This window comes from Mycobacterium bourgelatii (assembly GCF_010723575.1).
GTDB classification, from domain to species: domain Bacteria; phylum Actinomycetota; class Actinomycetes; order Mycobacteriales; family Mycobacteriaceae; genus Mycobacterium; species Mycobacterium bourgelatii.
Map to the genome: position 1 here is coordinate 5,596,713 of NZ_BLKZ01000001.1, position 12,340 is coordinate 5,609,052.

The following is a 12,340-nucleotide window of genomic DNA, read 5'->3' on the forward strand; positions in this document are numbered from 1 at the left end:
TTGCCCTCGCGTGGGGGTATGTCAAGCCTGTGACGGGCGCGGCGGCGGGTTCACAGACGCTGGCCAGGGGGCTCACGGCGCTGCAACTGGTGGCTGCCTCCTCGCAGGGGCTGACCATGCAAGAGGTCGCCGACCAGGTCGGGGTGCACCGGACCATCGCATATCGCTTGCTGGCGACGTTGACCCAATTTCGGCTGGTCGCCAAGGGAGAGGACGGCCGTTATCGACCGGCGGCCGGGTTGGCCGTCCTTGGCGCCTCCTTCGACAACAACCTGCGTCAATTGAGCGCGCCGACGCTGCGCGCGTTGGCCGACGAACTCGGCACCACCGTGTCGTTGCTGGTCGCCGAGGGTGACGAGCAGGTGGCGGTTGCGGTGATCGTGCCGACCCAGGTTCCCTATCAGCTCGCCTTCCACGAGGGCAGCCGTTATCCGCTGGACCGCGGCGCTGCCGGGATCGCGCTGTTGGCGAGCATGCCACCGCGCCCGGGCGAGCGGGATCTCGTCGCCACCGCCCGCGACCGCGGCTGGGTGATCACGCACGGCGAGATCGAACCGGACACCTATGGACTGGCGGTTGCGGTGCCGCGCCCGGCTCCCTGTCCGCCCGCCTGCATCAACCTGATCTCCCATCGCGAGGACGTGGTGATGCGCGGCAAGGACGCTGTCATCAAAGCCGCCAACAAGTTGTCGGCACTGCTGAGCTGAAGGGATACCCGGCATGGCTTGGGATCACGAATTCGATGTCGTCGTACTCGGCAGTGGCGGCGCGGGACTCACCGCGGCCCTGTCGGCAGCCACCGCCGGCGCCTCGGTGCAGGTGTTCGAGAAGGCGCCCACCGTCGGCGGAACCACCGCCGTGTCTGGTGGCATCGCGTGGATTCCGGCGCACAACCGTGCACCCGATCGGGAATTGACGGTGGCCGACGCGCTGAAATACCTACGCGCGCAATCCTTCGGCTCGATGGACGACGAAATGGTCGAAACCTTCGTGCGAACTGGGCCCTTGATGCTCGACTTCGTCGAGAAGCACAGCGGCCTGCGTTTCGAGGTCGCGGAGGGCTTCCCCGACTACCAGCCGGAACTGCCGGGCGGACAACCGGGCGGCGGGCGTTCACTGAGTGCGGCACCGTTCGATCTCGGCGTGCTGGGCGACTGGCCAGAACGGATCACGGCGTTTCCCGCCGACTGGTCCAACGTGGGGTTCGATGCCGAAACCCGAGCCCGGCTGCACGCGGACGTGGCACGGGCCGGTGACCTGTGCGTGGCGGGCACGGCACTGGTCGCCGGTCTGTTGAAGGGCCTGCTGGATACCGGGGTGGCGCCGTGTGTCAATTCACGGGCCGAGCAGCTAATTGTGGAGGGCGACACCGTGGTTGGCGTGCGGATCGCCGGGCCCGAACAGAGCATCAACGTGCGCGCCCGGCGCGGGGTCATCCTGGGCACCGGCGGATTCGAGTGGGACCCGGCGCTGGTGCAGGCCTTCTTGCGCGGACCGATGCACGGGGCGGTCTCACCCCCGAACAACACCGGCGACGGGCTGCGCATGGCGATGGCACTCGGAGCCGATCTGGCCAACATGGGCGAAGCGTGGTGGGTGCCGATCGTGCAGATCCCGGGCGACACCATCGACGGCAAACCGCGCAGCCGCAGCGTCCGACTGGAACGCACCCGCCCCCGCAGCATCATCGTCAACCGGGCCGGGCGGCGGTTCGTCAACGAGGCAGGCGAATACAACTCGATGGCCGGCGCCTTCCACTACCTCGACCCCCGCGGCGGGTATGTCAACGACCGGGCATGGATCGTGTTCGACTCGATCCACCTGCAGCGCTACGGATTTCTCGGTGTTGAGCCGGGCGCTCCCGTCCCGGAGTGGTTCTGCGAGTCGGCGGATCTCGCCGAGCTTGGCGCCAAGACCGGCATCGACGCCGCGGGTTTGGAGCGAACGATCGCGAAGTGGAACCGCGACGTCGCCGCGGGCCATGACCCGGACTTTGGGCGCGGTTCCAGCGCTTACGACGGCTATTGGGGCGACAACACCGCGACCACACTCGCCGGCAAAACGCTGGGCCCCATCGACGCGGCGCCTTACTACGCCGTGCCGGTTCAGGTTGGTGCGATGGGCACCAAAGGTGGACCACGCACCGACCGGGACGGCCGGGTTCTCCACGTCAGCGGGCGGTCGATACCCGGCCTGTTCGCGGCGGGCAATGCGATGGCCGGCGCGACCGGTCGTGCCTACGGCGGTGCTGGCGGAACATTGGGTCCGGCAATGGTTTTCGGCTACCGATCCGGCTATGCGGCGGCGACTGGGCAATCAGTCTCCGAACGGGGACGGGTGTCGCAGGCGCTGTAGATCGTCGCACAAGCCCAGGTTGGCCTCTGACAGGACCGGGTGTCGCCGTGCCTGGCTTCTAGCGACAACTAGGCCGGGGAATCCCAAATGCCTTCCCGCTGCACGGATTTGTCGCGCAAAGCCGGGCAGTACATCACCCATCGCCCCGGAGTGACTGGTGTGACTGCTGTGTTGCCCTGCTGCCCGGGCACGACCGCTAATGCGCGCCGGGACCGGTCCGCAGTACATTCAATCCTGTGCAGCCGCACCAGCCGCAACCGCCGCAGCAGCCGCACCTGCAGCCTATAGCCTCGGCCGAGCAAGCCCGGTCCGCGGTGTCAGAAGCTCTGTTCAGATGGCCGCGCGTGGTCCTCATCCAGGCACGCAGCGAGGCTGGGTACGTCGAGACGATCTTTCCGGGTCTGCGGCCGGGGCAGACGGTATACGTCCGCGACATGGAAACCGTCACCATCCCAACGTCGGTCCGGCTGGGCTCGCCCCCTCCCGCGTTCGGCATTTTCCAGCGACTGGTGCACCCCGATTACCCGTTGCTTGCCATCCTGGTGGTCAAGGGCAGCGGTTCGGTCGAATCCTGCTCGTTGGACGAAGCCCTGCTTGCCTACCACAACAGCAACGACAGCACTGAGTACGGCCAGCAATTGATGAACGACCTTGCGTTCATGGAGCCCGGCGCCCAGGTCGACACGGGCAGGCTTGCCCCGGGTATCGGCGTGGTCGTACCGCAAGTGCCATCCAGGCCACCGCTTGTCTACCGGTTGCGCGCCGCGTACGAACCCGAGACATCCTACGGCCCAAACGCTTTCATTCGGTACCGGAAATTCATTGTGCCACGGGCAGATCCGCGAATCATCGATGAAGTGCGGAAGCGCGGCTTTGTACCCTGGCGTCCTAGCGGCTAATCCAGCGGCGGCACAGTGGGTGTCGGCCGAACCTCGTCCGCGTCGAGCCAGTCGATGCCGGGCTCCCATCGGGTGAATCCGAGCGACTCGACGGTGGCCAGCGAATCATCATCCGGCCGCGGCACAATGAATTTCAGGAACAAGCCATCCGAACCCTGTTCGTCTTCGGCGTCCGGTCGCACATCGTGGACGACGGGCAGCGCATATTCTCGTTGCGGGATGATCATGCCGACGCCGGTGCCGATCCTTACCGCCGCCGGTGGCCTCCGCCCGGATTGGGAAAGCGTCAACGCGCTGACCAATCGCCTTGCAGTGTAAGCGGTTTTGGTCGGTTGCGGATAGTGCTTGAAGTAGTAGGAAGCCAGCGTTCGATCGAGGACGGCGGACACCACCGTCGCGTCGCCCGCCAGATTCAGCGTCGCCACGAACGGATAATCGCGATGGACGATGGCTTGATACAGGTCGAAATGGGGTCCTTGGCCGCCGCCTCTCGATTCGCGGCAAACGTAAACCGCTGTGGGAGGCAGCACCTCCGGGAACAGGCTCTCGACGAATTGGCGCTCGTCGCGGGCCGTGACCACCACGATGCGCGGCTCGCTATGGAATGCGGCGATGATTGCCTGGCGGGCCGCAACCGAATTGACCGCCGGATACATTGCGCCACTGTGGACGGTCTCTGCCAGTCGTGTGTTGGTGGCTCCGGTGACCGTGACGGCGGACTCCGCCGGACGGGTCTCGGGGGCCGGCGCGGGATCCGGGGAGACGCCCATTCGCGTGAGTTCGTCGCGCGCATACTGCGAAATCGGGATCTGATCCACTACGCAGCCATGGAATCGTTCCAAGGTGTCGTCTTGGGTCGCCAGGCGATCCCATGCCCGTCGCGCGGCCGCGACGTCGATCGCGGTGAGCAGCGTGGCCGCATACACCCGGCCAGCCGGGCTCGCCTGATCGAGCAGGCGGTGAATCGACGCGAGGTAACGGGGGCCTTCGGCGCGAACTTTATAGAACGCTTTGGTCGCCGGGCCCCTGGTGTTGGCGATTCCCACGCCGCCGAAAGCCACGGCGTCCGCCTTGCACAGCTCGTCGAACGCCGCGTCGATCTCCGGGTCGTCGGCCCAACCGGAAACCATGGCCATCAGCCCAGAGTAACCGCTACGGGTCATCCTGCGGAGCGGGCGACAGCAGGCGTTCGGCGGCCGAGTATGGATCGTCCTCGCCGTCGACAACCGCCTCGGCCAAGCGATCCAGATCCACCCGAGTACGCAGCCGGGTTTGCGCCAGGGACAAGATCTGCGCCCGGGCCCGCGCCAAGCGGCGCGCGCGGCTGTCGGTGCGGTGATGGCTGTCGATGGCGGCCATCAGTTCGTCCAGGCCCTCGCCGCGGGCGGCGACCAGACTGACGATCGGAGCTTTGGTTTCCGCCCGCAAATCCCGCACCGTTTGTTCGGCCCCGTCACGGTCGGCCTTGTTGACCACGACGATGTCCGCGACTTCCAGCAGTCCCGCCTTCGCGGCCTGCACTGCGTCACCTGCGCCGGGATTGAGGATGACGACGGTCGGGTCGGCGACGGCGGCGATCTCGATCTCGGACTGCCCGACACCCACGGTTTCCAACAGGACCACGCCGTAGTCGATGGCTCCCAGCAGTCGGATGGCGGCGGGTACGGCGGCGGCCAGGCCGCCCAGGTGGCCACGGCTGGCCACCGAACGGATCATCACGTCGGAATCGTTGATGTGTTGGGTCATTCGGATGCGGTCGCCGAGCAGCGCCCCACCACTGAACGGGGAGGACGGGTCAACGGCGAGGACGGCCACCCGGCACCCGCGCTCTCGGTAAGCCCCCACCAGAGCGGCTATCGTCGTCGACTTGCCCGCGCCCGGTGGGCCGGTGATCCCGAGCACGAGAAGCTCGCGCCCCGCCCGGGGACCGATGCTGGCCAGCACCTCGTCGCGGCGGTCGCTTTCGACCAGGCTCAACAACCGACCCGCTGCGCGCGGAGAACCGTTGCGCGCGTTGGCAATGAGGTCGGCTATCTCCATCCGGGCCGCTTCGGTTCTTGGGCCGATTACGGTGCCGGAACGTCGATGACCGTCGCCGAACCCATTCCCCCGCCCGCGCACATCGCCGCGACTCCCACACCGCCCCCGCGCCGGCGCAGCTCGTGGACCAGAGTGACCAGCATTCTGGCCCCGGTCGCCGCCACCGGGTGGCCCAGCGAGCAGCCGCTGCCGCTGACATTAACCCGGTCAGGGTCCAGATCCAGCAGCTTGATGGTGGCCACACACATCGACGCGAACGCTTCGTTGATCTCAAACAGGTCGACGTCGGAGATCGAAAGATGGGCGCGCTTAAGGGCTTTCGGAATCGCCTCGACGGGTGCCAGGCCGGTGGCCGCCGGGTCCACACCCACGGATGCCCACGACAAGACCCGCGCCAGCGGGGGCAGGCCAAGCTGATCGGCCAGCCGCTCGTTTGCGATGGTCAGCACGGCTGCGCCGTCGTTGGCGCCGCACGCATTGCCGGCGGTGATCGAGAAACCCTCGATCTCGGGATGCAGCGGCTTCAGAGCCGCGAGCTTCTCCAAGGTGGTGTCCCGGCGTGGATGCTCATCAACCGCGAACAGGCCGTGCGGCGTCTCGATCGGAACGATCTCTTCCTTGAACCGTCCTTCGTCGATAGCGGCGATCGCGTTGCGATGCGAACGCAACGCCCACGCGTCCATCTCCTCGCGGCTGACCCCGGCGCTCACCGCGGCGTTCCACCCGACAGTGATCGACATGTCCATGTTTGGCGCGTCCGGCCGGTCGGGGTGGGTCGGTGGGAACCAACCGACCCATTCGCCGTCGACGTTCATCAGGGATCGCGGCGAAGTGGAGGCGGAGTTCACCCCGCCGGCGATGATGAGTTGGTCCATACCCGCGCGAATGCTCGCTGCCGCGCTTTGCACGGCCGCCTGGCCCGCAGCACAGTGCCGGTTCTGGGCCAGGCCAGGCACGTGGCTCAGCCCGGCGGTGATGGCCGCGTGCCGCGCAACCACACCCCCGCCATAGAGGCCCTCACCGAGTATCACGTCGTCGATCTGCGCCGGATCCAGATTGCTGGCGGCTTCGCTGACCACGTGGTGGGCCAGGTCGAAAGCGGAGGTGTCGCGCAACGTTCCTTTGCGTGCGGTACCGATCGGGGTGCGCAGGGCGGACACGATGACAGCTTCGGGCACAGGTCTACTCCATCCACACGTTGACGAGAACAATATTCTCGCATTCTGAGAGTTTGAGTTGCAAGAAGGGCCGCCGCCGCGCCATCCGGTTGCTGGATGGTTGGCTGACCACCATGAGTCGACGGGAGGGGACGATCGCCGTCCCGGGCGGAAAGGTGTGGTTTCAACGCGTGGGCGGCGGGCCAGGCCTGCCCCTGCTCGCGGTGCACGGCGGCCCCGGCCTGCCGCACAACTACATCAGCGCCCTGAAGCGTCTGGCCGACGAGCGCGAGGTCATTTTCTGGGACCAGTTGGGCTGCGGCAATTCTGATCACCCTTCCGACACCACCCTGTGGACCATCGAACGCTCCGTCGCCGAAATGGATGCCGTGGTGCACGGACTCGGGCTGGACCGCTTCCATCTTTTCGGGAACTCTTGGGGCGCGATGCTCGCGCTCCAGTTCATGTTGGACACCTCCCCTGCCGCAGCCAGTTTCATCATCTCCAACAGCGCGGCGTCCATCCCGTTGTTCGCGGCGAACGTCGCCCGCCTGAAAAGCGAGCTCGACGCAGCAACACAGTCGGCGATCGACCGTCACGAGGCCGCGGGCACCACCCACTCCGCCGAATACCAAGCGGCGATCAGGACTTGGAACGAGACATTCCTGTGCCGCAAAGTCCCCTGGCCGCAGGAACTCGAGGATGCCTTTCGCAACATGGGCGCCGAGATCTTCGAGACCATGTTCGGCCCCAGCGACTTTCGTATCGTCGGAACCGTCAAAGACTGGGACGTGTTCGACCGGCTGGACGAGATCGTAGTGCCTACACTGCTTATCGCGGGCAGGTACGACGAATGCTCACCCGAGCACATGCGCGAGATGCATCAACGCATCAAGGGTTCGCGGTTCGAGTTCTTCGAATCGTCGGCGCACCTGCCGTTCATCGAAGAGCCCGAACGGTTCGATCATGTGATGCGCGAATTCCTTCGGCCGCACGACATGTGACGGTTAGTTCTTGCCCGACGTCAGCTTGGTGACGATGTTGCGGAAATCCTCGGTGACGAACGACTGGCTTTCAGCCGACAGCGCGTAGTCCAGGCTGGCCAGGACCGCGCGCTCCAGGTGGATGTTGAGCACCCGCTTGGTACTTTCGACCGCCTGCTGCGGCAGCTCCAGGATGCGCTTGGCGCAGGCCACGGCTTCGGTGAACGGATCGTCCACGGCGTGGTTTGCCAGGCCGAGTTCGACGGCCCGCTCTGCACGAATCCTGGTGCCGGTCAAGGCATATTCCTTGGCCAGCAACAGGCTGATATGCAGCGGCCAGGTGAGCGGTCCGCCGTCGGCCGCCACCAGGCCGACTTGCACATGTGGGTCTGCCAGAAACGCGTCTTTGGCGATGTAGACGATGTCGCTGAGCGCGACCAGGCTGCAACCGAGCCCGACCGCCGGCCCGTTGACCGCCGCGATCACCGGGATTCGGCAACGGGCCATGCCAAGCACGATCTCGCGACCATCGCGAATGGTCTTGGCCCGCAGGTCGGCGTCTTGCGCCAGTTCGGCGAGATAGTTGAAATCGCCGCCGGCCGAGAAGGCTTTGCCGCTACCGGTGAGCACGGCCGCGCGGGCCGTCGGGTCGTCGGTCAATCGCTGCCACAGCCGCGCCAACCCGACATGCAGGCTGTCGTTGACCGCGTTGAGTTCGTCCGGGCGGTTCAACGTGATGATGCGCAGCGGACCGTCGGCGCGAACGTCGATTTCGGTTGGCATGTCGTACACGTCAAACCCCCAATCCCAGGATTCGCGAAGCGATGATGTTCTTTTGTATCTGCGATGTCCCGCCCATCACGCTTTGGGCCCGGCTGTACAGGTAAGCGCTGAGCAGATCTGGGTCGCGGGTGCCGGCGACGGCCAGTGCGGCGTGCCCGACGGCCTGCTCCACCCAGGTCATCAGGAGCTTATCCAGCGACCCCTCCGGCCCGTGCGACACTCCGTCGAGCTGTTCGGAGAGCCGCCGGCGCACGTGATGGGTGAGCATCTCGGCCTGGACCGCCGCCCAGGCGAGCTCGTCGCTGATTTCGCCATCGCTGCGCGCCGCCATTTCCCGGACCAGCTTGTTGTATCTGGCCGCATAGCCGAGCGTGGAGGGTTCCCGCTCGTGGCCGACGACCGTCATGGCGACCGCCCAGCCGTCGCCCGGCGCGCCGACCATCCGGTCCGCCGGAACCTTGGCGCCGTCGAAGAACACCTGGCCGAACTCGTTGGTGACCCCGTTGATCATGCGCAGCGGATGCTGTTGCACACCCGGCTGTTTCATCTCGATGATGAACGCCGAGATACCGCGGTGCCGTTTGACGGTCGGATCGGTGCGCGCTAGCAGCAGACACCAATCGGCGACATCGGAGTAGCTCGTCCAGATTTTGTGCCCGTGCACGACGTAGGTGTCGCCTTCGCGGGTGGCAGTGGTGGTCAGCGAAGCCAGGTCGGAACCGGCGCCCGGCTCGCTGAAGCCCTGGCACCACCGTTCCGTTCCGTTGATGATCCCGGGCAGGAAGCGTTGCCGCAGTTCGTCACTGGCGTGCCGGCCGATGCCGTACACCAGATAGCCCACGCTGGGTCGGGGTGGAGCGCCGGCACGGGCCAGCTCTTCGTCCACGATGACGTCATACACCGGGGGCAGCTCGAGACCACCGTATTCGCGCGGCCACGACAGGCCGAAAAAGCCCTCCCGGTACAGGGCGCGGTGCCATTCGCCCTGACGCTCCCAGTATTCGTCGCCCGAGCCGACATATTCCTTGGCGTGCACCGAAAGCCAGGATCGCAGGCGTTCCCGGAACGCGGCTTCTTGAGGTGCGTCACGAAAGTCCAAGATCGATCTCCTTCAGCGTTACCGGCCACAGCTCGGCGGATGTCAGCGCCCGGCGCAGGTAGACGTGTGCGAGACAGTCCCAGGTGTTGCCGATGCCCCCATGCACCTGTATCGCGGTCTCGCAAACGGTTCGGGTGGCACGCGCGCAGTACACCTTCGCGACTCGGCTCGCCCGGATGGCTTCGACCGGCTCCAATTCGTCGACCGCCCACGCGGCGTGTCGCAGCACGCTGATCGACCCTTCAATGAGCGCAAGGCTTTCGGCCAACAAGTGGGCGATGGCCTGGTACGAGCCAATCTGCTTGCCGTACTGTTCCCGGATTTTCGCGTAGTCGCAGGCGAGGGCATGGGCCCCGCGCGCGGTTCCGACGAGGTCCGCCGCGGTGGCGGCCAGTGCCAAAGCCAGCCACCGTTGGGCAACATCGACCGGCACGTCACCAAGAACGGCTGGCGAATCCGCCAACGCAGCACTGGTTCTGGTCAGGTCCGCACCGATGTCACCGGGCTGCACGTCGGCGGCGAGGACGGAATTGCCGGTTAGCAGCAAGGCACGCCTGAACCCGCGGGCATCGATGGCGCGGCCGTCAACCGCGATCGTCGCCGCCGGCGCCTCCACCTGTAGATGGCGCGCTAGGTCGTCGGCCAGGACGGGACCAAGGAACGGGGTGTCGACGAGTCGGCGTCCGAATTCCTCTGCGACGATGGCGACTTCGACACCAGAGGCTCCGTCGGACCGCAACGATCGCCAGCCCGTCGCCTCAACCTGGCGATCCAATCGGGAGATTCGGCTCTCGTCGGCCAAGTCCTGCACCGCACCGGGACCCAGGTCATCGGCCATCTTGGCCGCGGCGTCACGTAGTTGCTGCTGTTCAGCTGTCAGACGTACATCCATAGCTCTCCTTGAGCACTCTGCGCAAAACCTTGCCCGATGGCAGCCGGGGCACGTCAGGCACGAACACGACTCGACTCAGGCGTTTGTACGACGCCAATTTCGCGTCCACCCGGGCGGCCAGTTCGGCGGCCTCGACGGGGGTATGCGTGGCGACCGCGGCGACGACGGCCTCACCGTTGGCCCCGTCGGGCACACCGAACACCGCGCAATCCTTGACCGCGGGATGACCGAGCAACACCGTTTCGATCTCGGCCGGCGCCACTTGGAAGCCGCGCACCTTGATCATCTCTTTGAGCCGGTCGGTGATCCGCAACCAACCGTCGGCGTCGAGGCAGCCGACGTCGCCGGTGCGATACCACCCGTCCTGCACCACCTCGGCGGTCGCATCGTCGGGCAGATAGCCGGCCATCAGGGATGTCGACCGCGCCTGGATCTCGCCAATCTCGCCGGGGCTCAACGGCTGCCCGGTGTCCAGCGACACCACCCGCAGGTCCACCCCGGGCACCGCCCGCCCGACGGCGTCAAGACGGGGCCCCTCCAGGGGGTTGCACGCAATGACCGGCAACTCCGTGGTGCCGTAAGCCGGAACCCAGCCAACGCCGGCCCGCCGGGTCACTGTCTCGGCGATGCTGGCGGTGACCGGCGTGGCGCCCCACATGATGAACCGCAACGACGAGAGGTCGAAGGATTCGAGTTCCGGGTGTGCGGCGATCGCCAAGGCAATCGGCGCTACCGCCATTTCGATTGTGATGCGGTCACTTTCGATGTACTGCAACATCCGGTCGACATCGAACCGCGAGTGCAGTCGCACCCACGCGCCCGTGCGCAGCGCCGTGAAGATGTTGAGCAGGCCGAGGATGTGCGACGGCGGCGTGGCAACCTGGATGCGGTCACGCTCGGTCATCTGCAGCGCGTCGCGCCAGTGCCTAACCGCCGCGTCCAGTGATGCGTGGGTGTGGCGGACCGCTTTCGGCAGGCCGGTGGTGCCCGAGCTGAACACCAGCACTGCGTCGTCGCCGGTGCGCGACTCGCCGCCCGGGGCTGCGGCCCCGGTGACGGGGGCGATGGGTTCGTCGAGATGCAGCATCGGCATCGTGTCCGCCAACACCGGATGGTCGCCCACGGCGTGCTCCGGGGTGGTCAGCCCGAGGGCGTGGTCGACCTCGTGGCGCTTCCAGGCGGGGCTGATAAGGACGGCCGTCGCCCCCAGCTTCCAGATCGCGCAGAGGACAGCGACGAACTCCGGCCGGTTGGACGACATGACAGCGACCCGCTGGCGGGCTTGCACACCCCGTTTGCGCAGGACGGCGGCCAGCCCACCAGCCAACGCGTCGAGTTCGGGCAGGCTTAATCGCCGCTCCTCGAACACGAGCGCGGCGGGCTCGGTCACACGTCTCGTTCCTCTCCGGCAGATCGTTGAGAAGATACTATCGCCTGGCGAGAATAGTATTCTCTATAATAAAGAACGCAAGTACAGGAAGGCGGTCGTACGGCGGACATGACGGACCCCGGCATGGTGACGATCCACCTCGACCGCAGGAAGGCCACGGTCCCACTGGTGCCCGGTGAGACCCTGCTGGAAAGCGCGCGGCGGGCCGGACTGGACCCGCCGTTCAACTGCGAGGCCGGCAACTGCGGTACGTGCATGGCCAAGCTCGTCGAAGGCACCGCCACCATGCGCGTCAACGACGCCCTCGACGACGACGAGGTCGCGGAGGGATACATCCTGACGTGCCAGGGAGTTCCCGATGGCGCACCGATCACGGTCCGGTACGAGTAGAGAGGCGGCGACATGGCCAAAGGAATCGTCTACGTCGAGACCTACCCGAGTTCGCCCGATCGCGATCAGGAGTACAACACCTGGTACGACGAGATCCACCTGAAAGAGCTTGTGGCACTTGATGGAATCGTCTCCGCCCGTCGACTTCGGCCGGTCGACGGCCAGGGGCCGTACGTGGCCCTGTACGAGATCGAGGGGGACGATCTGGCGGCTGTGGTGCAGAACATGCAGGCCAACGGGCGCAAGTTGACCATGTCGTCGGCCCTGCAGTCCGATCCTCCACCGGTGATGCGGTTGCTCGAGGAGATCACCGACTACCGCCCGGAAGGCTAGCAGGCCGCGCCGCAAAGCG

Annotated in this window: 13 protein-coding genes; 6 read left to right on the top strand and 7 right to left on the bottom strand. The window is 66.3% G+C overall.

Going from position 1 to position 12,340, the window contains the following annotated elements; all coding sequences use genetic code 11:
• Positions 1-29 precede the first annotated feature (29 nt).
• The 3 genes from G6N68_RS23955 (at position 30) to G6N68_RS23965 (ending at position 3,254) form a co-directional block, all read left to right on the top strand.
• Complete coding sequence (locus G6N68_RS23955) at positions 30-707, top strand: IclR family transcriptional regulator (protein WP_163717631.1); 678 nt, start codon at positions 30-32, stop codon at positions 705-707.
• 13 nt (positions 708-720) lie between these two features.
• Positions 721-2,355, top strand: coding sequence for an FAD-dependent oxidoreductase (locus G6N68_RS23960; protein ID WP_163717633.1), 1,635 nt, complete (start codon positions 721-723; stop codon positions 2,353-2,355).
• A 344-nt stretch (positions 2,356-2,699) separates the two neighbouring features.
• A complete protein-coding gene (locus G6N68_RS23965; RefSeq protein WP_163717636.1) occupies positions 2,700-3,254 on the top strand; it encodes a hypothetical protein in 555 nt (184 codons plus the stop codon).
• On the opposite strand, the gene G6N68_RS23970 is transcribed toward G6N68_RS23965, so the two are convergent.
• Genes G6N68_RS23970 through G6N68_RS23980 form a run of 3 tightly spaced genes read right to left on the bottom strand, consistent with a single transcriptional unit; the run spans position 3,251 to position 6,472 of the window.
• Positions 3,251-4,390 (bottom strand): hypothetical protein, encoded by a 1,140-nt coding sequence (locus G6N68_RS23970; protein ID WP_163717638.1) that lies wholly within the window; start codon positions 4,388-4,390, stop codon positions 3,251-3,253. The genes G6N68_RS23965 and G6N68_RS23970 overlap by 4 nt on opposite strands.
• 16 nt (positions 4,391-4,406) lie before the next feature.
• Complete coding sequence (meaB, locus tag G6N68_RS23975; RefSeq protein WP_163717640.1) at positions 4,407-5,294, bottom strand: methylmalonyl Co-A mutase-associated GTPase MeaB; 888 nt, start codon at positions 5,292-5,294, stop codon at positions 4,407-4,409.
• Between the two features lie 26 nt (positions 5,295-5,320).
• On the bottom strand, positions 5,321-6,472 hold the full coding sequence (locus G6N68_RS23980; RefSeq protein ID WP_163717642.1) for a thiolase family protein: 1,152 nt from the start codon (positions 6,470-6,472) through the stop codon (positions 5,321-5,323).
• A gap of 113 nt (positions 6,473-6,585) precedes the next feature.
• On the opposite strand from G6N68_RS23980, the gene G6N68_RS23985 reads away from it, so the two are divergent.
• Entirely contained in the window at positions 6,586-7,455 is an 870-nt protein-coding gene (locus G6N68_RS23985; protein ID WP_163718908.1) for a proline iminopeptidase-family hydrolase, read from the top strand.
• Positions 7,456-7,458: 3 nt separating this feature from the next.
• Here the strand turns inward: G6N68_RS23985 and G6N68_RS23990 are convergent, their stop codons facing one another.
• The 4 genes from G6N68_RS23990 to G6N68_RS24005 are packed head-to-tail and all read right to left on the bottom strand — an operon-like array spanning position 7,459 to position 11,598.
• Positions 7,459-8,226: an enoyl-CoA hydratase/isomerase family protein gene (locus tag G6N68_RS23990; RefSeq protein ID WP_163717644.1), complete on the bottom strand. Its 768-nt coding sequence runs from the start codon at positions 8,224-8,226 to the stop codon at positions 7,459-7,461.
• A gap of 1 nt (position 8,227) precedes the next feature.
• Positions 8,228-9,316: an acyl-CoA dehydrogenase family protein gene (locus G6N68_RS23995; protein ID WP_163717646.1), complete on the bottom strand. Its 1,089-nt coding sequence runs from the start codon at positions 9,314-9,316 to the stop codon at positions 8,228-8,230.
• Complete coding sequence (locus tag G6N68_RS24000) at positions 9,303-10,208, bottom strand: acyl-CoA dehydrogenase family protein (protein WP_163717648.1); 906 nt, start codon at positions 10,206-10,208, stop codon at positions 9,303-9,305. Before G6N68_RS24000 ends, G6N68_RS23995 begins: the two co-directional genes overlap by 14 nt.
• Positions 10,186-11,598, bottom strand: coding sequence for a class I adenylate-forming enzyme family protein (locus G6N68_RS24005; protein ID WP_163717650.1), 1,413 nt, complete (start codon positions 11,596-11,598; stop codon positions 10,186-10,188). The genes G6N68_RS24000 and G6N68_RS24005 overlap by 23 nt, the downstream gene beginning before the upstream one ends.
• A 108-nt stretch (positions 11,599-11,706) precedes the next feature.
• Here G6N68_RS24005 and G6N68_RS24010 point away from each other — a divergent pair, with 108 nt between their 5' ends.
• Together G6N68_RS24010 and G6N68_RS24015 are read left to right on the top strand one after the other, a co-directional pair.
• On the top strand, positions 11,707-11,988 hold the full coding sequence (locus tag G6N68_RS24010) for a 2Fe-2S iron-sulfur cluster-binding protein (protein ID WP_163717653.1): 282 nt from the start codon (positions 11,707-11,709) through the stop codon (positions 11,986-11,988).
• Between the two features lie 12 nt (positions 11,989-12,000).
• The gene (locus tag G6N68_RS24015; RefSeq protein WP_163717655.1) at positions 12,001-12,321 is read left to right on the top strand and encodes a DUF4286 family protein; all 321 of its coding nucleotides are present in this window, start codon (positions 12,001-12,003) and stop codon (positions 12,319-12,321) included.
• Positions 12,322-12,340 lie beyond the last annotated feature (19 nt).

What these genes read in the sequence shown, in the direction of transcription:
- G6N68_RS23960 (WP_163717633.1), top strand. Translation starts at nt 721, where the DNA reads ATGGCTTGGGATCACGAATTCGATGTCGTCGTACTCGGCAGTGGCGGC.
- G6N68_RS23970 (WP_163717638.1), bottom strand. Translation starts at nt 4,390, where the DNA reads ATGGCCATGGTTTCCGGTTGGGCCGACGACCCGGAGATCGACGCGGCG.
- meaB (WP_163717640.1), bottom strand. Translation starts at nt 5,294, where the DNA reads ATGGAGATAGCCGACCTCATTGCCAACGCGCGCAACGGTTCTCCGCGC.
- G6N68_RS23985 (WP_163718908.1), top strand. Translation starts at nt 6,586, where the DNA reads ATGAGTCGACGGGAGGGGACGATCGCCGTCCCGGGCGGAAAGGTGTGG.
- G6N68_RS24000 (WP_163717648.1), bottom strand. Translation starts at nt 10,208, where the DNA reads ATGGATGTACGTCTGACAGCTGAACAGCAGCAACTACGTGACGCCGCG.
- G6N68_RS24010 (WP_163717653.1), top strand. Translation starts at nt 11,707, where the DNA reads ATGACGGACCCCGGCATGGTGACGATCCACCTCGACCGCAGGAAGGCC.
- G6N68_RS24015 (WP_163717655.1), top strand. Translation starts at nt 12,001, where the DNA reads ATGGCCAAAGGAATCGTCTACGTCGAGACCTACCCGAGTTCGCCCGAT.